The sequence below is a fragment of the Candidatus Pelagibacter sp. HIMB1636 genome (assembly GCF_052047675.1).
In the GTDB taxonomy this organism is placed as follows: domain Bacteria; phylum Pseudomonadota; class Alphaproteobacteria; order Pelagibacterales; family Pelagibacteraceae; genus Pelagibacter.
Genome location: NZ_JBNAJP010000001.1, coordinates 727329 through 744017 on the forward strand (window position 1 = coordinate 727329; position 16689 = coordinate 744017).

General features: G+C 28.5%; 24 protein-coding genes and 1 riboswitch. Of the genes, 12 read left to right on the forward strand and 12 right to left on the reverse strand.

Features of this window, described 5'->3' with window-relative positions:
- Positions 1-23: 23 nt before the first annotated feature.
- From moaA to ACTTA6_RS03930, 8 genes are read left to right on the forward strand one after another with little or no spacing between them, the layout of a single operon-like run.
- The gene (gene moaA, locus ACTTA6_RS03895) at positions 24-1016 is read left to right on the forward strand and encodes a GTP 3',8-cyclase MoaA (RefSeq protein WP_440614602.1); all 993 of its coding nucleotides are present in this window, start codon (positions 24-26) and stop codon (positions 1014-1016) included.
- 1 nt (position 1017) lies between these two features.
- The gene (moaC, locus tag ACTTA6_RS03900; RefSeq protein ID WP_440614603.1) at positions 1018-1563 is read left to right on the forward strand and encodes a cyclic pyranopterin monophosphate synthase MoaC; all 546 of its coding nucleotides are present in this window, start codon (positions 1018-1020) and stop codon (positions 1561-1563) included.
- Between the two features lie 5 nt (positions 1564-1568).
- A complete protein-coding gene (locus tag ACTTA6_RS03905; RefSeq protein WP_262589501.1) occupies positions 1569-1838 on the forward strand; it encodes a molybdopterin biosynthesis protein MoeD in 270 nt (89 codons plus the stop codon).
- Entirely contained in the window at positions 1838-2290 is a 453-nt protein-coding gene (locus tag ACTTA6_RS03910; RefSeq protein WP_440614604.1) for a molybdopterin synthase catalytic subunit, read from the forward strand. Before ACTTA6_RS03905 ends, ACTTA6_RS03910 begins: the two co-directional genes overlap by 1 nt.
- Complete coding sequence (gene msrP, locus ACTTA6_RS03915; RefSeq protein ID WP_440614605.1) at positions 2277-3182, forward strand: protein-methionine-sulfoxide reductase catalytic subunit MsrP; 906 nt, start codon at positions 2277-2279, stop codon at positions 3180-3182. The genes ACTTA6_RS03910 and msrP overlap by 14 nt, the downstream gene beginning before the upstream one ends.
- On the forward strand, positions 3182-3766 hold the full coding sequence (locus ACTTA6_RS03920) for a sulfite oxidase heme-binding subunit YedZ (protein WP_440614606.1): 585 nt from the start codon (positions 3182-3184) through the stop codon (positions 3764-3766). The genes msrP and ACTTA6_RS03920 overlap by 1 nt, the downstream gene beginning before the upstream one ends.
- Positions 3759-4004: a DUF1244 domain-containing protein gene (locus tag ACTTA6_RS03925; protein ID WP_440614607.1), complete on the forward strand. Its 246-nt coding sequence runs from the start codon at positions 3759-3761 to the stop codon at positions 4002-4004. Before ACTTA6_RS03920 ends, ACTTA6_RS03925 begins: the two co-directional genes overlap by 8 nt.
- Positions 4005-4025: 21 nt before the next feature.
- On the forward strand, positions 4026-4442 hold the full coding sequence (locus tag ACTTA6_RS03930) for a YqaA family protein (protein WP_440614608.1): 417 nt from the start codon (positions 4026-4028) through the stop codon (positions 4440-4442).
- Here ACTTA6_RS03930 and ACTTA6_RS03935 read toward each other — a convergent pair.
- Positions 4423-4923, reverse strand: coding sequence for a molybdenum cofactor synthesis domain-containing protein (locus ACTTA6_RS03935; protein WP_440614609.1), 501 nt, complete (start codon positions 4921-4923; stop codon positions 4423-4425). The genes ACTTA6_RS03930 and ACTTA6_RS03935 overlap by 20 nt on opposite strands.
- Before the next feature lie 15 nt (positions 4924-4938).
- Here ACTTA6_RS03935 and ACTTA6_RS03940 point away from each other — a divergent pair, with 15 nt between their 5' ends.
- The 3 genes from ACTTA6_RS03940 (at position 4939) to ACTTA6_RS03950 (ending at position 7379) form a co-directional block, all read left to right on the forward strand.
- The gene (locus ACTTA6_RS03940; protein ID WP_440614610.1) at positions 4939-5685 is read left to right on the forward strand and encodes a sulfite exporter TauE/SafE family protein; all 747 of its coding nucleotides are present in this window, start codon (positions 4939-4941) and stop codon (positions 5683-5685) included.
- Positions 5686-5721: 36 nt separating this feature from the next.
- A complete protein-coding gene (locus ACTTA6_RS03945; RefSeq protein WP_440614611.1) occupies positions 5722-6312 on the forward strand; it encodes a putative 2OG-Fe(II) oxygenase in 591 nt (196 codons plus the stop codon).
- 91 nt (positions 6313-6403) lie between these two features.
- Positions 6404-6466: riboswitch (SAM riboswitch) on the forward strand.
- A 7-nt stretch (positions 6467-6473) separates the two neighbouring features.
- On the forward strand, positions 6474-7379 hold the full coding sequence (locus ACTTA6_RS03950) for a homocysteine S-methyltransferase family protein (protein WP_440614612.1): 906 nt from the start codon (positions 6474-6476) through the stop codon (positions 7377-7379).
- Here ACTTA6_RS03950 and ACTTA6_RS03955 read toward each other — a convergent pair.
- On the reverse strand, positions 7372-8253 hold the full coding sequence (locus ACTTA6_RS03955) for a DMT family transporter (RefSeq protein ID WP_440614613.1): 882 nt from the start codon (positions 8251-8253) through the stop codon (positions 7372-7374). The genes ACTTA6_RS03950 and ACTTA6_RS03955 overlap by 8 nt on opposite strands.
- Positions 8250-8732, reverse strand: coding sequence for a YbaK/EbsC family protein (locus ACTTA6_RS03960; RefSeq protein WP_440614614.1), 483 nt, complete (start codon positions 8730-8732; stop codon positions 8250-8252). Before ACTTA6_RS03960 ends, ACTTA6_RS03955 begins: the two co-directional genes overlap by 4 nt.
- Positions 8733-8872: 140 nt before the next feature.
- Between ACTTA6_RS03960 and glnA the strand changes: the two genes are divergently transcribed.
- A complete protein-coding gene (gene glnA, locus ACTTA6_RS03965) occupies positions 8873-10279 on the forward strand; it encodes a type I glutamate--ammonia ligase (RefSeq protein WP_440614615.1) in 1407 nt (468 codons plus the stop codon).
- Between the two features lie 7 nt (positions 10280-10286).
- Here glnA and ACTTA6_RS03970 read toward each other — a convergent pair whose 3' ends face one another.
- From ACTTA6_RS03970 to ACTTA6_RS04010, 9 genes are all read right to left on the reverse strand, one after another.
- The gene (locus tag ACTTA6_RS03970) at positions 10287-10457 is read right to left on the reverse strand and encodes a hypothetical protein (RefSeq protein WP_428080472.1); all 171 of its coding nucleotides are present in this window, start codon (positions 10455-10457) and stop codon (positions 10287-10289) included.
- A gap of 72 nt (positions 10458-10529) precedes the next feature.
- Positions 10530-10862 carry a HesB/IscA family protein gene (locus tag ACTTA6_RS03975; protein WP_075506524.1) on the reverse strand — a complete coding sequence of 111 codons (333 nt, stop codon included), beginning with the start codon at positions 10860-10862 and terminating at the stop codon, positions 10530-10532.
- On the reverse strand, positions 10862-11161 hold the full coding sequence (locus ACTTA6_RS03980; RefSeq protein ID WP_075506523.1) for an SUF system Fe-S cluster assembly protein: 300 nt from the start codon (positions 11159-11161) through the stop codon (positions 10862-10864). Before ACTTA6_RS03980 ends, ACTTA6_RS03975 begins: the two co-directional genes overlap by 1 nt.
- Positions 11162-11163: 2 nt before the next feature.
- On the reverse strand, positions 11164-11628 hold the full coding sequence (gene sufU, locus ACTTA6_RS03985; protein WP_262589517.1) for a Fe-S cluster assembly sulfur transfer protein SufU: 465 nt from the start codon (positions 11626-11628) through the stop codon (positions 11164-11166).
- On the reverse strand, positions 11625-12845 hold the full coding sequence (locus ACTTA6_RS03990) for an aminotransferase class V-fold PLP-dependent enzyme (RefSeq protein ID WP_262589518.1): 1221 nt from the start codon (positions 12843-12845) through the stop codon (positions 11625-11627). The genes sufU and ACTTA6_RS03990 overlap by 4 nt, the downstream gene beginning before the upstream one ends.
- The gene (sufD, locus tag ACTTA6_RS03995) at positions 12842-14080 is read right to left on the reverse strand and encodes a Fe-S cluster assembly protein SufD (RefSeq protein WP_440614616.1); all 1239 of its coding nucleotides are present in this window, start codon (positions 14078-14080) and stop codon (positions 12842-12844) included. The genes ACTTA6_RS03990 and sufD overlap by 4 nt, the downstream gene beginning before the upstream one ends.
- Positions 14080-14814 carry a Fe-S cluster assembly ATPase SufC gene (sufC, locus tag ACTTA6_RS04000; protein WP_440614617.1) on the reverse strand — a complete coding sequence of 245 codons (735 nt, stop codon included), beginning with the start codon at positions 14812-14814 and terminating at the stop codon, positions 14080-14082. The genes sufD and sufC overlap by 1 nt, the downstream gene beginning before the upstream one ends.
- Entirely contained in the window at positions 14815-16257 is a 1443-nt protein-coding gene (gene sufB / locus ACTTA6_RS04005; RefSeq protein WP_440614618.1) for a Fe-S cluster assembly protein SufB, read from the reverse strand.
- Between the two features lies 1 nt (position 16258).
- Positions 16259-16684, reverse strand: coding sequence for an Rrf2 family transcriptional regulator (locus ACTTA6_RS04010; RefSeq protein WP_440614619.1), 426 nt, complete (start codon positions 16682-16684; stop codon positions 16259-16261).
- Between the last annotated feature and the right edge of the window lie 5 nt (positions 16685-16689).

A 16689-nucleotide genomic window follows, 5' to 3' on the forward strand; every position in this document is an offset into this window, starting at 1 on the left:
AGAAATAATACTCAATATATCATATGAATATTCTCAAAGATAGTTTTGGGCGGAGGTTTCCATACATAAGATTGTCAATATCTGATGTGTGTAATTTTAAATGTGGCTACTGTTTACCTGATGGTTATAAGATAGATAAAAGTGATAACAGAACCTTTATCACTAAAGAAGAAATTGGAAGACTTGCAAAAGCTTTATCAGAATTAGGTGTATCTAAAATAAGATTAACTGGAGGAGAGCCTACAGTTAGAAAAGATTTTTTGGATATAATTAAAATAATTAAAAAAAATTCAGGTATTAAAAAAACTGTAATCACTACTAATGGATATCACTTAGATAGAATTGCAGATGATTTAAATAAGAGTGGTCTTGATGGTATAAATATAAGTATTGATAGTCTTGATCCAAAGACTTTTAGAAAAATTACTGGACATGATAGATTAAATGAAATTTTAGAAGGAATTAAAAAATTACAAAAACTAAATTTTAAAAATATTAAAGTTAATGCAGTCCTTCTTAGAGGCGTTAATGATAAAGAAGAAGATTTTAAAAGTTGGGCTAATTTTATAAAAAATAATCAAATTGATTTTAGATATATAGAATTAATGCAAACTGGAGATAATTTAGATTATTTTAATCAGTATCATGTGTCTGCAAATAAATTTACAGATTATTTAAATAATAATAATTGGGTAATTCAAACATTTGGTAAAGATGCTGGTCCTTCCAAGAATTATATAAATCCTGAATACAAAGGAAAATTTGGTGTTATTGCACCCTACTCAAAAGATTTTTGCAAGAGTTGTAACAGACTAAGAATAACTGCCAAAGGTGATTTAAGATTGTGTTTATTTGGAAATACTGGAATAAATATTAGACACTTGATGCAAAGAGATGACCAAACTGAAGAACTGAAAGATTTAATTTTGAAACAATTAAATTATAAAAAAGAATCTCACTATCTTGAAATAGGAGAAACAGGATTAACAAAAAATCTATCAACAACAGGTGGATAAGATGAAAAATTTAAAAATTGTAACTAACAATGATTTAAAAAACTGGGCAAAAGAAATTTTTGAAAAAAATTCATTTAAAATGATTGATGTTTCTGAAAAAAAAGAAACATTCCGTAGAGCTTTGGCATCAGGAAAAATTTATGTTGGCAAAGAGGTATTTGAACTTATTAAAAGTAAAAAGATGCCTAAGGGTGATCCAATCACTTTAGCAGAAGTTTCGGCAGTATTAGGTGTTAAAAAAACAAGTGAATTAATACCTTTGTGTCATCCTCTTCCAATAGATCATACGGCTACTAAAATCATAATGAATGAAGAAGATAGTTCACTAGAAGTATACTGTGTGGTTTCCACCTATGCCAAAACAGGTGTAGAGATGGAAGCAATAATGGGTGTAAATGCAGCTCTGATTACAATTTACGATTTAAGCAAAATTGTAAATCCTCATCTAAAAATAGATAATGTAAAATTATTAATTAAAGAAGGTGGAAAAACTGGATTATGGAAAAATCCAGATGGACTTCCTAATTTTTTAAAAGATTTTTTCTAAACTTTATGAAAGTTAAAATTGAGTTGTTTGGAGCTGCTAGAGATTTTAATGACCAAAATTTATTAGAACTAGATCTGGGTCAAAAAACAACAATCAAGGATATAAGGAATAAAATAATTCAATATGTAGATCAGAAATTCAATGGAAATGAAAATTATATAAAAATCATTAACTCTTCAGCTTTTTGTTCAGAAAAAAATAATATTGTTAGCGACAATTATAAAATCACAAACAATGAAAAAATTGGTATTATTCCTCCAATTGGAGGAGGCTAATGCTTCATACTGACATTATAGATAGTAAAGTTAAAAAATTATCATTAATTGATGCTGAAAAATTTATAGCATCCAATGATTTTGGAGCATCGCTAATTTTTAGTGGCACAGTTCGTAATCAAAATAATAATAAAAGTGTTTTAGGTATTACATATGATAGCCATGATGCTTTGGTAATAAAAAGTTTTGAAGAAATTTATAGTGAGGCAGAAGAAAAACTAAACATAAAGAATAAGAGTGTTTTTATTGAACATGCCAAAGGTTACTTAAACTTAGGCGAAATTAGTATTATTATAGCAGTTGCGTGCAAGCATAGAGATGAGGCTTATGTACTATCAAGATATATAATTGAAGAAATTAAAAAAAGGTCTCCTATATGGAAAAAAGAACATTACACAAATAATCAAAGTGATTGGTTAAAAGGAAATCCTATTATTCATGAAAAAAATTAAGTATTCAGAAATAACACCAGAGAAAATTTATAAAAATAGAAGATCTTTTGTTAAATCTCTTGGGTATGGAGCAAGTTCTTTAGCTTTAGCCACAATTCCTTTTGCAAGTCAATCTCAAGCTGATGATAGGAATGAACTTACAAGTTTTAAAGATATAACAACTTATAATAATTATTATGAGTTCGGTACTTCAAAGAGTGATCCTTATGTTAATTCACAAAATTTTAAAACATCACCATGGACAATAAGTATAGAGGGTGAAGTTGAAAAACCTATCAAAATTTCTATGGAAGAAATAACCGAAACATTTACCTCTGAAGAAAGAATATACAGATTAAGATGTGTAGAAGGATGGTCAATGGTAATTCCATGGATGGGTTTTTCGTTAAGTAAATTATTGTCAAAAGTAAACCCAACTAGCAAAGCGAAGTATGTTGAATTTGAAAGTGTTTATGATCCTGAACAAATGAAAGGTCAAAGATATCCGGTTTTGAACTGGCCTTATAAAGAAGGATTAAGAATTGATGAAGCAATGCACCCTTTAACTACAGTTGTAACAGGTTTATATGGTAAAAAGCTTCCAAATCAAAATGGAGCGCCTCTTAGAATATTTATCCCTTGGAAGTATGGTTTCAAAAGTGCAAAAGCAATTGTTAAGATAAAATTTGTAGAAAAAATGCCGACTTCATCATGGATGTGGGCATCTCCACGAGAATATGGATTTTACTCTAATGTTAATCCTAATGTAGATCATCCTAGATGGTCTCAAGCAACAGAAAGAATAATTGGTAAAGATATTTGGGTGCCAAGAGTAAAAACGCTCATGTTTAATGGTTACGGAGATGAAGTTGCAAATTTATATACAGGGATGGATCTAAAAAAATATTTTTAATGAGAAAATATTTTAAACCAGGTGTATTTATTTTAAGCACAATTCCGTTTTTATTAATTTTTTATAAAATATACTTCAATAAACTTGGGCCAGAACCTGTAAAAGAAATTACTCATTTTACTGGAGAGTGGACTTTAATATTTATCTGTCTAACATTAAGTATGACACCACTTAAAAGGCTAACTAGTTTAAATATTTGGATAAGTTTTAGACGAATGTTGGGATTGTTTGTATTTTTTTATGCATCTCTTCACCTGCTTACTTACATAGGTATAGATTATAGATTTAATTTACAGCCAATACTTGATGATGTTCTGAAAAAAAAATACATCTTTATTGGATTTGCGGCATGGGTATTACTGCTTCCATTGGCAATTACATCTTCTCAAATGATGATGAAGTTATTAAAAAATAATTGGAAAAAATTACACAGATTAATTTATGTAATAGCGATATTTGGAGCTCTTCATTATATATGGTTATCTAAAACAATTTTTTTTAGACCACTAGTATATTTGGCAATAATACTTGTTTTACTTGCTTTAAGAATTAAAATTAAAAATAGGAACGTAAATTATGGATGATAATCTAAAAAAAGAAATTCAATCAGCTACACTTGAAAGATTAATAAAACATCTAGATGAGAGAAAAGACGTACAAAATATTGATTTAATGAATTTAGCAGGATTTTGCAGAAATTGTTTGTCTAGATGGTACAGAGAAGAAGCTGAAAAAAAAGGAGTAGAAATATCAGATCCTGATGCAAGGCAATATATTTATGGAATGCCCTACTCTGAATGGAAAGAAAAATACCAAAAATAACTTTCTATTCAATTCAAGTTAATGTTTGCTTATTTAAGTCTATTTATTATTTCGTTTTTAGCGGCAACTATACTTCCTTTTTCATCAGAGGCTATATTGGCAACTTATCTATTATCAGAAACTTATAATAAATTTTTGTTAATATTTTTTGCAAGTTTTGGAAATATTTTAGGATCTATCTTCAATTGGTTTCTAGGAATTTATTTACTTAAATTTCAAAATAAAAAATGGTTTCCATTTAGTAGAACACAAATTGATAGGTCGTCTAAGTGGTTTAAAAAGTATGGTAAATGGTCTTTGTTATTTGCCTGGGTACCAATTATTGGTGATCCACTTACTTTTGTCGCTGGAACGATGAGAATTAAATTTTTAATTTTTTTATTGCTTGTAAGTTTTGGAAAAATAATGAGATATTTTTTTATTTCTCTTTTAGTCTAGGAAACAATTCAACAAAATTACAAGGTTTATGATTAATATCTAATTGATGTTTAAGGATACCGTCCCAAGCATCTGTTACTCCTCCTGAGGATCCTGGTAAGGCAAATATGTATTTACCATTTGATAGAACTGCACAAGCTCTAGATTGAATTGAAGACGTACCAACTGTTTTTAAACTAATAGTCCTAAAAACTTCGCCAAATCCTGGAATATGTTTATCTGCTATTTCATCAACAGCTTCGGGTGTAATATCTCTTCCAGTTAAACCTGTGCCACCAGTTGTAATGATAACATCAATATCTTTATGATTAGTCCAGTCTTTTAGAATTTTAACTATATCTTCTTTATTATCTTTACAAATTTTTCTGTCAATTAATTGATGATTTGCCTCTTTAATTTTTTCAACCAAGATCGCACCAGATTTATCGTTATCAATTGTTCTTGTATCTGTTACAGTTAGTAAAGCTATATTTACAATCATAAATAAATTTTTTTAATGATTATACTTACAATATTTTTTTTTATAACTGCAGTATTATATTCAAGCATAGGATTTGGTGGTGGCTCTACTTATCTTGCATTACTTTTAATTTGGGATGTCCCTTACTATATTTTTCCAATTTTAGCTTTGATTTGTAATATTATTGTAGTTTCTGGAAATTCTATAAATTTTTTAAAATCAAAGAATATTAATTTTAATTTACTTTATCCTTATTTAATTGGTTCTATACCTCTTGCTTTTATAGGAGCATCGATCTCTATTGAAAAAAATTTATTTGAAATTTTACTTTTCTTTATTTTAATATCAGCTGGAGTTTTTTTACTTATTGAAAGCAAATCCTTTAACAAACAAAAAATTGAAATTAAAAAAACACCCCTAGTTTTATCAATATTAATAGGATCAATAATTGGTTTAATGTCTGGTTTGGTAGGTATTGGTGGTGGGATATTTTTAAGTCCTATTTTATTTTTGATGAAAGCAGGGCTTCCAAAACATATAACAAGTACTGCATCCTTATTTATTTTAGTAAATTCAATTTTTGGCATAGCAGGACAATTAACAAAGGATATAGTCTTTAACGAATTTTTAAATTACTGGCCACTATTTATTGCTGTCTTAATTGGTGGCCAAATTGGAAGTTTTTTAAATATAAAATTCCTGTCTAACAAAATATTAGCTCTAATGACTGCATGTCTAGTAATTTTTGTTGCTATAAGAATGGGCATAACACTTATTGCATAAGTTGAATTAATTATTTTTTGATATATTTAATCTCTCATGAAAAATTTTAAACCATTTGGGCCTTCAATAGGAAAATCTAAAATTTCTAAAAAATTTTTAGAAAAACTTAACAAGGAAGTTGATACAAAAATCTTCTCAAAATCCAATGATTATAGTCCAAAATTAGCAAGTCAAATTAGAAAAGAAGTTCAAATTTCTAAAAATTTTATAAAAATAAATTTAGAAAAAGAATTAATAAAAAATATTAAAATTTTTCTAGCTAAAGAAAATATTAAAAAAATTAAAGAAATTAAAATTTTAAACCTGTGGGTCGTTAGCCAATACAAAAATGAGTATAATCCTATACATTATCATGAAGGAGACTTGTCAGGTGTTGGTTATTTAAAAATTCCAAAACATATGACAAAAAATAAAAATGTTAAAAATAAAAAAATAAAAACCAATGGAACAATTGATTTTATTAATGGACAAAAAGCTTTTCTTTCAAAAAGTATTTTTAATTTGATACCAAAAACAGGCGATCTTTTAATATTTCCCAATTACTTAATGCATACAGCCTACCCATTTAATATTGAGGAAGAAAGAAGATCATTTTCTTTCAATGCTAAAATAATTTTTAATAAATAATTTACAAATTTAAATAATATTATATAAATCAATTTGCCGATTTGATCCTATTGCGGGCATAAACTGCTAAAATGGAAATTCCCAATAGATCTAATTAGCAAGGTAGTTGAACTATATTGTGCACCTGCATGTAGCTTAAGCACTAAAAAAGTGAGGATAAAATGAATAAAGATTTTTTTAAAACAACAAAAATTTTAGATGGTGGAATGGGTCAAGAATTATTGGCTAGAGGTATGGAACCTAAAGGAACTTTGTGGAGTGCAAATGCTTTAATTGAGGAAAAATACCACGACTTAATACTTAATATTCATAATGATTTTATTAAATCTGGAGCTGATGTAATTGTAACTACAACTTTTACAACGAGAAGAAAAAGATTGAGAGAAAATGGAATAGAAGATCAATTTAAATTCTTAAATCAGAAAGCGTGTGAAATTGCACAAAAAGCTAAATTAAATAATCCTCACATTAAGATTGCAGGAGGACTCCCGCCTCAAGATTTGACATATGAAGAAGACAAGAGAAGTGAAAAAGAAATCACAAAAGATCATTTGGAATTAGCAGAAATACTAAACCCTTCAGTAGATTTTTTCTATTTTGATGTTTGGAGTAGTATCAAAGAAATTAGATGTGGAATAGAAGCTATTAAAAAATTTAACAAACCATACTTAGTTGGGGTTCATATTTCTGAAGGAAACTCTTTACCAAGTGGGGAAAAAATTTCTGCAATTAATTCAATAATTACTGAAAATTGCCTAGGAGTAATTCTAGCATGTGTTTCACCTGAAAATTATGAGAATAATTTAGATGAAATTCAAAAACTTAAAGTTCCATTTGGTTTCAAATTAAACGGATTTATCACAACTAAACCAAAAGGTGGTTATACTTCTCAGTATAAAGAAAATGATGGATCGAACCCCAATAGTTTTTTAGGTCAAAGAAAAGATTTAGATCCTGAAAAAATATCAATTTTTGCAAAAAAATTTAGAGAAAATGGTGCCACAATTCTTGGAGGATGTTGTGAAACTCGGCCATCACATATAGAGGCAATAAAAAACACTATTTAAATTTTGTACCTTTTCTTACAAAATAGATACCTGTAGCAACTGCTATCAATGAAATTATAACTTTCGTTGTTATTAATTCTTTTAAAAAGATATAACTTAAAATGGTACCAAATATTGGAATTAAATAAGATACTTGAGATTGAAAAATTAAACCATTGTTAATTAAAATTCTAAATCTCAATAACCAAGCAATTCCAGTAGATACCAACCCAAGATAAATAACTGAAAAAGTAGAATCTAATCTTGGAACAGTTTTCCAAGGTTGTTCAATTAAACATACTAAAGGTAATAATATAATAGTAGCCCAAATCAAAATTGAACTGGTTACATTTTCATTTTTTTTCTTACTTATTTTTAATGTTAAAAGACCTCCAATTACATAACAGGTAGCACCTAACAAAATTAATAATGCTGAAGTAAAGTTATTTTCATTAATTAATAAATTATCTGAAAATAAATAAACTATTCCTGAAAATCCAATTAGAACTCCTGTTGTTCTAATTAAATTAAATTTTTCATTTTTGGTGTAAAAATGTCCTAGTACTACTGAGCTAAGTGAAGTTGATGACATTAAAATTGCTGCTAAGTTACTTTGAACAGATTTAATCCCATATGCTATTAAAAAAAATGGAGCTACTAAATTTATAAATCCAATCATCGCAAACCAATACCAATCTTTTGAAAATGCCTCGATTTTAATTTGTTTGTAAAAGCAAAGTAGTAAAACTGGAATTGAGCCAAAAAAAACTCTTAGAAATGCAATCGTAACAGGTCCAAATGAATAGGTTGCAATTTTAATATTAAAAAAAGCAGATGCCCAAATTAATGCTAGCAACGTTAATAAACTATAATCAATTAGTTTTGGTTCTCTCATTCAATAATATCTTCTGGTGTTCCTTTTGTTATTTCAATTAATTTATTATAATTTATTTTGAAAACAGCATTTGGATGTCCAGCTGCTCCAAATATATCTGGGAATCTCTCAAGACTTTTATCAATAAAGATTTTACATCGCCTCAAGTGCCCTACTGGAGACACTCCACCAATTGTATATCCAGTATTTTCTTTAACGGCTTCAGGAGATGCCATAGACACGTCTTTTTCATTGAGAATTTTTTTTAATTTATTTAATGAGCAACGTTTGTCTCCAGATACTAAACTTAATATATAAGTTTCACCTGCCCTAAAAAGTAAACTTTTAACAATGGCACCAACGTTGCAACCCAAAGCTGTAGCAGCATCATTGGCCGTTCTTGCTGTTTTTTCTAAGACGATAACATTTAAATTTTGATCGAATGTTTTAAGAGCTTTTTCTGCCCTTTTTACCGGTTCTTTATTTAGTATTGATTCCATTGAATTTATTAAATTCCTTAATTTGATTGAATAGATACACTACTTATGTAAAAAATGCATAGGTGTTATTTATTAAATAAGCATTATTTTTTAACTTTTTTTTGCTAATTAAGCTCCATCAAAATTACATAGGAGACAAAATGAGTGCAGAAAACGTTTTAAAATTTATTAAAGAAAAAGAAGCAGAATTCGTAGATCTAAGATTTACTGATCCAAGAGGAAAACTTCAACATTTAACTATGGATGCATCAATAGTGGATGCTGACATGCTTAATGAAGGAGTTTTTTTTGATGGCTCATCTATTGCTGGATGGAAAGCAATTAACGAATCTGACATGATTTTAAAACCTGATACTGCAAGAATGTTCATGGATCCTTTCACGTCTCATAATACTGTAGTTTTGTTCTGTGATATTTTAGATGCAATCAAAAAAGATCCTTACGAAAGAGATCCAAGAGGAGTTGCAAAAAAAGCAGAGGAATATTTAAAAGCATCAGGTATTGGTGATAAAGCGTTTTTTGGACCTGAGCCAGAATTTTTTGTTTTCGACGATGTAAGAATTAAAAATGATATGAATGAAAGTGGATTTAAAATTGATAGTAAAGAAGGTCCATATAATTCAGGTAAAGAATATGAAAATGGAAATATGGGACATAGACCTCAAATCAAAGGAGGTTATTTTCCTGTGCCACCTGTAGATAGTGAACAAGATATGCGTGGTGAATATTTAAAAAACTTAAAAGAAGTTGGTATCAAAGTTGAAAAACACCACCATGAAGTTGCTCCAAGTCAACATGAACTTGGTATGTATTTTGGAACTTTAGTTAACCAAGCAGATAACGTTCAACTTTATAAGTATGTAGTTCAAATGGTGACACATTCATTTGGAAAAACTGCAACCTTCATGCCAAAACCAGTTGCGGGTGATAATGGTTCGGGTATGCATATTCACCAATCTATTTGGAAAGGTGATACTCCCGTATTTTCAGGTGAAGCATATGCAGGACTTTCAGAAACTGCATTACACTATATTGGTGGAATTTTAAAACACGCTAAAGCAATTAATGCTTTTGCTAACTCTACTACGAACAGTTACAAAAGATTAATTCCTGGATTTGAAGCACCAGTATTATTAGCTTACTCTGCGAGAAACAGATCAGCGTCATGTAGAATTCCTATTACTTTAAGTAAAAAAGGTGCAAGATGTGAAATTAGATTTCCAGATGCAGCAGGTAATCCTTACCTAACGTTTGCAGCAATGCTAATGGCTGGTATCGATGGAATTAAAAATAAAATACATCCAGGTGAGTCTTTTGATAAAGATTTATATGAATTGCCACCAGAAGAAGTTAAAGCTATACCAACTGTTTGTGGATCTTTAAGAGAAGCAATGGAAAGTTTAGATAAGGATAGAGAGTTTTTAACTCAAGGTGGTGTATTTACTGACGACCAAATCGATGCTTATATAGCTCTTAAGTTTGAGGAAATTCATAAATTTGAACACGCACCTCATCCTGTAGAGTTTGAGATGTATTACAGTAGTTAATATTTAATTACTGTCTGGTTGTTGCAATTGTATCTTTGTTAATACCTTTTTTAACAACGTAATCTTGAGTACCGTTTGCACCGGTCTCAACTTCTTTACGTAAATCTTTAAAGAAAGTTCTTTCTTTAATTGTATCTTTTAGGTTTTTAACAAGATTTTTAAATTCAAATTTATTCATACCTAGATATATATACTAGGTATGCGTATGATGCAATACTGATATGCGTTAAATGGGAATATTCAACTTTTGCTAGATTTTAAAGGATTCCCCACAACCACATCTCTCTGTTTCGTTTGGATTATTGAATACAAATGAAGAAGATAGCTCTTCTTTTTTGTAATCCATTTCTGTTCCAAGCAAATACATAATAGCTGCAGAATCGACAAATACTTTTACACCTTTTTCCTCAATGACTTCATCATTTGGATTTACTTCTTTGGTATACTCCATAACGTAAGACATACCAGCACAACCTCCTGATTTAACTGAAACTCTTACACCTAAAGAATCTTTTTCTGCATTAGACATAATTTCTTTAATTCTTTCCGCAGCATTATCACTTAATTTAATAATTGGATTCATTATAAATTTAACTCCAGTTTTGCAGCTTCTGACATCATGTCTTTATTCCAAGGTGGGTCCCAAACTAATTCAAGATCAACGTCCTCAATACCCTCAACTTGCATTGCACCATCTTTAACTTCTTTAGGTAAACTTTCAGCAACTGGACAATTAGGAGTGGTCAAAGTCATTTTAATTTTTGCAAATTTATCATCCTCAACTTTTATATCATAAATCAAACCTAGTTCATAAATATTCACTGGTAACTCAGGATCGTAAATTTTTCTAATTTCTTCAATAATTTGATCTTTTTTCGACATAATTAATTTTCTGTTTTAACCTCATCAGTTTTATTATCAAAAGCTGAGACTAGTGTATGCCAAGATAGTGTGGCACACTTTACTCTCATTGGATATTGTTTTACTCCAGATAAACACATTAGTTTTGTTTTTTCATCTTCTTTAAGATTTTCTGATTTAAGTTCAGGATTTTCTTTAATCATCCCCAAAAAATCTTCAACAATTTCTTTTGCTTCATTTTCATTTTTGCCTTTAATTAAATCTGTCATTATTGATGCAGAAGCCATAGAAATTGCGCAACCACTACCTTCAAATGAAATATCTTCAACAATTCTTTGACCATTTAATTTTAAATAGACATGAACGTTATCACCACACAGCGGATTGTTGCCTTTGGCATCTTTATTAAAATCTTCTGTCTTACGAAGATTTCTTGGATTTTTTCCATGCTCTAAAATTATTTCTTGATATAATTCTTTTAAATTCATTTTAAATTAAATATTTTCTTACAGTTATTTATTGCATCATTAAGTTTATCTAAATCTTCTTTGGTATTATATATTCCAACAGAAGCTCGTGCGCTCGCTGGTATATTAAGTTTGTCATGTAAAATTTGACAACAATGATGACCAGCTCTTATTGCAACTCCGTCTTCATCTAAAATTGTTGCGATGTCATGAGGATGCACACCTTCTAAAGTGAAAGACAAAACTCCACCTTTATTTTTTGGGTTTCCAATTAATTTTACTGAATTATTTTTTTTTAATAATTCTTGTCCATACTCAACTAATTCTGCTTCATGTTTCATAACATTTTCAATACCTACGCTCTCTAGAAATTTAATTGATTGATCAAAAGCAATAACTTGCGCTGTAGCCATGGTTCCAGCTTCATATTTATTAGGTAAATCACCATAGGTAATTCTATCTTTTTTAACCTCTCTAATCATTCCGCCACCACCTTGGTAAGGAGGAAGTTCATCCAGCCACTTTTTCTTACCATAAAGAACCCCTAATCCTGTAGGGCCATACATTTTATGACAAGAAATTGCATAAAAATCACAATCTAAGTCTTGCATATCTAGCTTTAAATGAGGAGCTCCTTGGCAACCATCTACGACAACTATTATTCCTTTTGAATGTGCTAAATCAGTAATTTCTTTTACTGGTAATATTGCTCCAGTCACATTTGATAAATGAGTAATTGAAATAACTTTTGTATTAGGAGTAATTTTCTTTTCAATTTCTTCTAGTGTAATTTCTCCTTCTTCATTTATTTCCGCAAAATTAATTTTTATATTTTTAGATTTTCTTAAAAAATGCCAAGGTACATAATTTGAATGATGTTCTAATTCGGTAATTAATATTTCATCACCTTCGTTTAAATGATTTTGACCCAATGTATTAGCAACAAGGTTTAATGCTTCGGTAGCACCTTTGGTAAATACTATTTCATTTTTATCTTTAGCATTAATATATTTTTGAACTGATGTTCTGGTATTTTCATATAAATTTGTTGCAGCAACCGCAAGATAGTGAACACTTCTACCAACATTAGAAAATTGTTTGGTATAAAATTCATTAATTCTATCTACCACTACTTTTGGTTTTTGTGATGAATTTGCACTATCCAAATAAACCAAATCATTATTTTGGATTTTCTCATCAAATATTGGAAATTCTTTTTTAACTTGATCTATGTTCATACATTTATACCTGATAATTTTTTAACTAATTTTTTTACATCTTCATTAGAAATTTTTTCAATTACCTCGTTAAGAAAACCATTTGTTAATAATTTTTTTGATTCTGAATAACTGAGACCTCTAGACATTAAATAAAAAATTGAATTTTCATCAATATTTCCTGATGTAGATCCATGTGAACATTTAACATCGTCTGCATATATTTCTAATTCTGGTTTAGCATTAAATTCAACACTTTCATTTAACAATAAAGCTCTACTTAATTGATATCCATCTGTTTTTTGTGCTTCAGGACTTACAAAAATTTTACCTTGATAAATACCTTTTGATTTATCATTCAATACACTTTTAATTAATTGATAACTTTTACAATTTTCTTTTTTATGATTAATTACAGTTTTTATTTCATGATGTTTTTCATTTTCTAAATTGATAATTCCATTTAATGCAATAGAACCATATTCGTCATCTAGATTGCAATTGATATCTTGTTTTATAAATTTTGAACCTTCTGATAAAATAAAATATTCTAAATGACTATTTTTAGATAAATTAATATCTTTGTTGAAATACTTTATATTTTCTGAAGTATTTGAGTCTAGACTGTAATTTTTTAAAATTGAATTCTCTCCAATCTTAATTTTTTGTCTAAAATTAATGAAATTTTTTTCAGAATTTTCATTTAAAAAATTAACTACACACAATGAACTGTCATCTTCTAAATTAATATCTACTCTAGAATTAATTGCAGAAGATTTTAAACCATCACTTAAATAATTAAATAAAATCAAAGGTTTTTTAACATTGTAACCTTTTTTAATAGTAATTTTCGAAACACTAGTAAGAAATGCTGAATTCAAATTTAAAAGAGTATTTTGATAAACAGTATCATCTAAGTCTAAATTCTGATCGACTAAGATTTTATCTTTGTCTTCGTGTTTAAAATCAAAATCATATAATTTTCCATCAACAAAACTTATTTTATTATGTTCAAATTCTAGTGGAAAATCTTTTTCTTCAAAAATTTTATTTTGATCAACAATAAAGTTTAAATTGTCAAAATTTTTTGAAATAATTTGATTTATATCTGAAAATTTCCAATCCTCATTTCTTTTATTTGGTAAGCCTTTTTCAAAATAATTATTAAAATTTTCTTGTTTAATTTTTTTCTGACTATCAGAAAAATTATTTAAACTAATAATTTTATCAAAATTTAATTTAAGTTCATTTTGCATTAATTAAAATCCTCATAACCTACTTTTTCCAATTCTTTTGCTAATTCAAAATCACCTGATTTAATAATTTGTCCATTTTTAAGAACATGAACAAAATCAGGTTTGATATAATCCAACAATCTTTGATAATGAGTTATTATTAAAAAAGAATTGTTTTTATTTCTTAGTGAATTAACTCCTTCTGAAACTATTCTTAAAGCATCTATATCTAATCCTGAATCTGTTTCGTCTAGAATTGATAATTTTGGATTTAGGATAGACATTTGTAAAATTTCATTTTTTTTCTTTTCTCCACCTGAAAACCCTACATTAAGTTGTCGGTTTAAAATTTTTTCGTCAAATTTAAGCTCTGCAGATTTTTCTTTTATTAATTTTAAAAACTCAATTGCATCTAGCTCTTTTTCGCCTCTAGCTTTTTTAATTGCATTTATTGATGTTTTTAAAAAAGTGTTTGTATTAACACCTGGTATTTCCATTGGATATTGGAACGCTAAAAAAATCCCTTTATGAGCTCTTTCTTCTGTTTCTAATTCTAATAAGTTTTCTCCATTAAATGTAACTTTGCCATTTATTTCGTAACCTTTTTTTCCTGACAAAATATTTGATAATGTACTTTTTCCAGATCCGTTTGGACCCATAATTGCATGAACTTCTCCTGGTTTAATATCTAAATTTAAACCTTTTAATATTTCTTTTTCATCAATCTTTGCTTTAAGATTTTCTATTGATAACATCTATCCAACGCTCCCCTCTAAACTAATACCTACAAGTTTTTGTGCCTCTACTGCAAATTCCATTGGTAACTGCTGTAGAACTTCTTTACAAAAACCGTTTACTATTAAACTAACTGCCTCTTCTTGATTTAATCCTCTTTGATTACAGTAATATAGTTGTTCATCACTAATTTTTGATGTTGTAGCTTCATGTTCTATATTTGATTTAAGATTTTTGTTCTTGATGTAAGGAATTGTGTGAGCTCCACATTTGTTGCCCATTAATAAAGAGTCACATTGAGTAAAGTTTCTAGAATTATCAGCTTTTGAAGATATATCTACTAATCCTCTGTACATCATATCTGATTTACCTGCTGAAATTCCTTTTGAAATTATTTTACTTTTTGTATTTTTTCCTAAGTGTATCATTTTAGTACCAGTGTCTGCTTTTTGATGGTTGTTTGTAATCGCTATAGAATAAAACTCACCTACTGAATTATCACCTTTCAAAATACAACTTGGATATTTCCAAGTAATTGCTGAACCAGTTTCTACTTGAGTCCAAGAAATTTTAGAATTTTTACCTTTGCATAATCCTCTTTTAGTAACAAAATTATATATTCCACCTTTTCCATCCTTATCTCCTGGATACCAATTTTGAACTGTTGAATATTTTATTTCTGCATCATCAAGAGCAATTAATTCAACATTAGCTGCATGCAATTGATTTTCATCTCTCATTGGAGCTGTACATCCTTCTAGGTAGCTTACATAACTTCCTTTATCAGCTATGATTAATGTTCTTTCAAATTGTCCTGTTTCTGATGCATTGATCCTAAAGTAAGTAGACAATTCCATAGGACATTTAATATTTTCTGGAATGTATACAAATGAGCCATCAGTAAAGACTGCAGAATTAAGAGTTGCAAAAAAATGATCAGTTGTAGGGATAACTGATCCAAGATATTTTTTAACTAACTCAGGATGTTTTTGAATAGCTTCAGACATCGAGCAAAATATAATTCCTTGCTTGGTAAGTTCTTCTTTAAAAGTTGTTGCAACAGAAACAGAGTCGAAAACTGCATCCACAGCAATACCATTTAATCTTGCTTGCTCTTGAAGAGGAATTCCTAATTTTTTATATGTCTCTAATAATTTAGGATCAAGATCATCTAAACTTTTTGGTTTATCTTTCATACTTTTGGGAGCTGAGTAGTAGTAAAGATCCTGATAATCTATTTTAGGATATTTCGGTTTCTGCCAATCAGGCTCTTTTAATTGTTTAAATCTTTCAAAAGCTTTTAATCTAAAATCTAACATCCATTGAGGCTCTTTTTTAATATTGGAGATAAATTTTATTACATCCTCATTTAAACCCTTGGGTGCTTTTGTATTTTCTATATCTGTTGAAAAACCATATTTGTAATCTTTCAAACTATCTATTTCTTTCTGCCTACTATCCATACTATACTCTGTTCTCTTTATTATTTTTTAATAAGTCGTTTAAGCTTTTATTTTCAAAGAAAGTATTAATATGAACCTCAAGTTCATCCCATAGATTGTGTGTAATACATTTCGTAGCTTTACCGTTACAACCTTTTTTAGATTCTTTTTTACACTGAACAGTCTTAACTTTCTCATCTACTGCATTGAAAATATTTGTAAGTTTTATTTCACTAGGGTCTTTTGATAAAATGTAACCTCCTTGATTACCTCTAATACTTTTCACAATTTGATTTTTTTTAAGTTTTGAAAATATTTGTTCTAAAAAATCTAATGAAATTCCTTGTCTTAAAGAAATGTCTCTTAATGATACAGGGTTGATATTATCAAACCTTGCTAGATCAACTAATGCCATTACGGCATATCTTCCTTTTGATGTTAGTTTCATTTTTA

Excerpts from the sequence above, each read along its gene's own strand:
- moaA (WP_440614602.1), top strand. The coding sequence starts at position 24 with ATGAATATTCTCAAAGATAGTTTTGGGCGGAGGTTTCCATACATAAGA.
- moaC (WP_440614603.1), top strand. The coding sequence starts at position 1,018 with ATGAAAAATTTAAAAATTGTAACTAACAATGATTTAAAAAACTGGGCA.
- ACTTA6_RS03905 (WP_262589501.1), top strand. The coding sequence starts at position 1,569 with ATGAAAGTTAAAATTGAGTTGTTTGGAGCTGCTAGAGATTTTAATGAC.
- ACTTA6_RS03910 (WP_440614604.1), top strand. The coding sequence starts at position 1,838 with ATGCTTCATACTGACATTATAGATAGTAAAGTTAAAAAATTATCATTA.
- msrP (WP_440614605.1), top strand. The coding sequence starts at position 2,277 with ATGAAAAAAATTAAGTATTCAGAAATAACACCAGAGAAAATTTATAAA.
- ACTTA6_RS03920 (WP_440614606.1), top strand. The coding sequence starts at position 3,182 with ATGAGAAAATATTTTAAACCAGGTGTATTTATTTTAAGCACAATTCCG.
- ACTTA6_RS03925 (WP_440614607.1), top strand. The coding sequence starts at position 3,759 with ATGGATGATAATCTAAAAAAAGAAATTCAATCAGCTACACTTGAAAGA.
- ACTTA6_RS03930 (WP_440614608.1), top strand. The coding sequence starts at position 4,026 with ATGTTTGCTTATTTAAGTCTATTTATTATTTCGTTTTTAGCGGCAACT.
- ACTTA6_RS03935 (WP_440614609.1), bottom strand. The coding sequence starts at position 4,923 with ATGATTGTAAATATAGCTTTACTAACTGTAACAGATACAAGAACAATT.
- ACTTA6_RS03940 (WP_440614610.1), top strand. The coding sequence starts at position 4,939 with ATGATTATACTTACAATATTTTTTTTTATAACTGCAGTATTATATTCA.
- ACTTA6_RS03945 (WP_440614611.1), top strand. The coding sequence starts at position 5,722 with ATGAAAAATTTTAAACCATTTGGGCCTTCAATAGGAAAATCTAAAATT.
- ACTTA6_RS03950 (WP_440614612.1), top strand. The coding sequence starts at position 6,474 with ATGAATAAAGATTTTTTTAAAACAACAAAAATTTTAGATGGTGGAATG.
- ACTTA6_RS03955 (WP_440614613.1), bottom strand. The coding sequence starts at position 8,253 with ATGAGAGAACCAAAACTAATTGATTATAGTTTATTAACGTTGCTAGCA.
- ACTTA6_RS03960 (WP_440614614.1), bottom strand. The coding sequence starts at position 8,732 with ATGGAATCAATACTAAATAAAGAACCGGTAAAAAGGGCAGAAAAAGCT.
- glnA (WP_440614615.1), top strand. The coding sequence starts at position 8,873 with ATGAGTGCAGAAAACGTTTTAAAATTTATTAAAGAAAAAGAAGCAGAA.
- ACTTA6_RS03970 (WP_428080472.1), bottom strand. The coding sequence starts at position 10,457 with ATGAATAAATTTGAATTTAAAAATCTTGTTAAAAACCTAAAAGATACA.
- ACTTA6_RS03975 (WP_075506524.1), bottom strand. The coding sequence starts at position 10,862 with ATGAATCCAATTATTAAATTAAGTGATAATGCTGCGGAAAGAATTAAA.
- ACTTA6_RS03980 (WP_075506523.1), bottom strand. The coding sequence starts at position 11,161 with ATGTCGAAAAAAGATCAAATTATTGAAGAAATTAGAAAAATTTACGAT.
- sufU (WP_262589517.1), bottom strand. The coding sequence starts at position 11,628 with ATGAATTTAAAAGAATTATATCAAGAAATAATTTTAGAGCATGGAAAA.
- ACTTA6_RS03990 (WP_262589518.1), bottom strand. The coding sequence starts at position 12,845 with ATGAACATAGATCAAGTTAAAAAAGAATTTCCAATATTTGATGAGAAA.
- sufD (WP_440614616.1), bottom strand. The coding sequence starts at position 14,080 with ATGCAAAATGAACTTAAATTAAATTTTGATAAAATTATTAGTTTAAAT.
- sufC (WP_440614617.1), bottom strand. The coding sequence starts at position 14,814 with ATGTTATCAATAGAAAATCTTAAAGCAAAGATTGATGAAAAAGAAATA.
- sufB (WP_440614618.1), bottom strand. The coding sequence starts at position 16,257 with ATGGATAGTAGGCAGAAAGAAATAGATAGTTTGAAAGATTACAAATAT.
- ACTTA6_RS04010 (WP_440614619.1), bottom strand. The coding sequence starts at position 16,684 with ATGAAACTAACATCAAAAGGAAGATATGCCGTAATGGCATTAGTTGAT.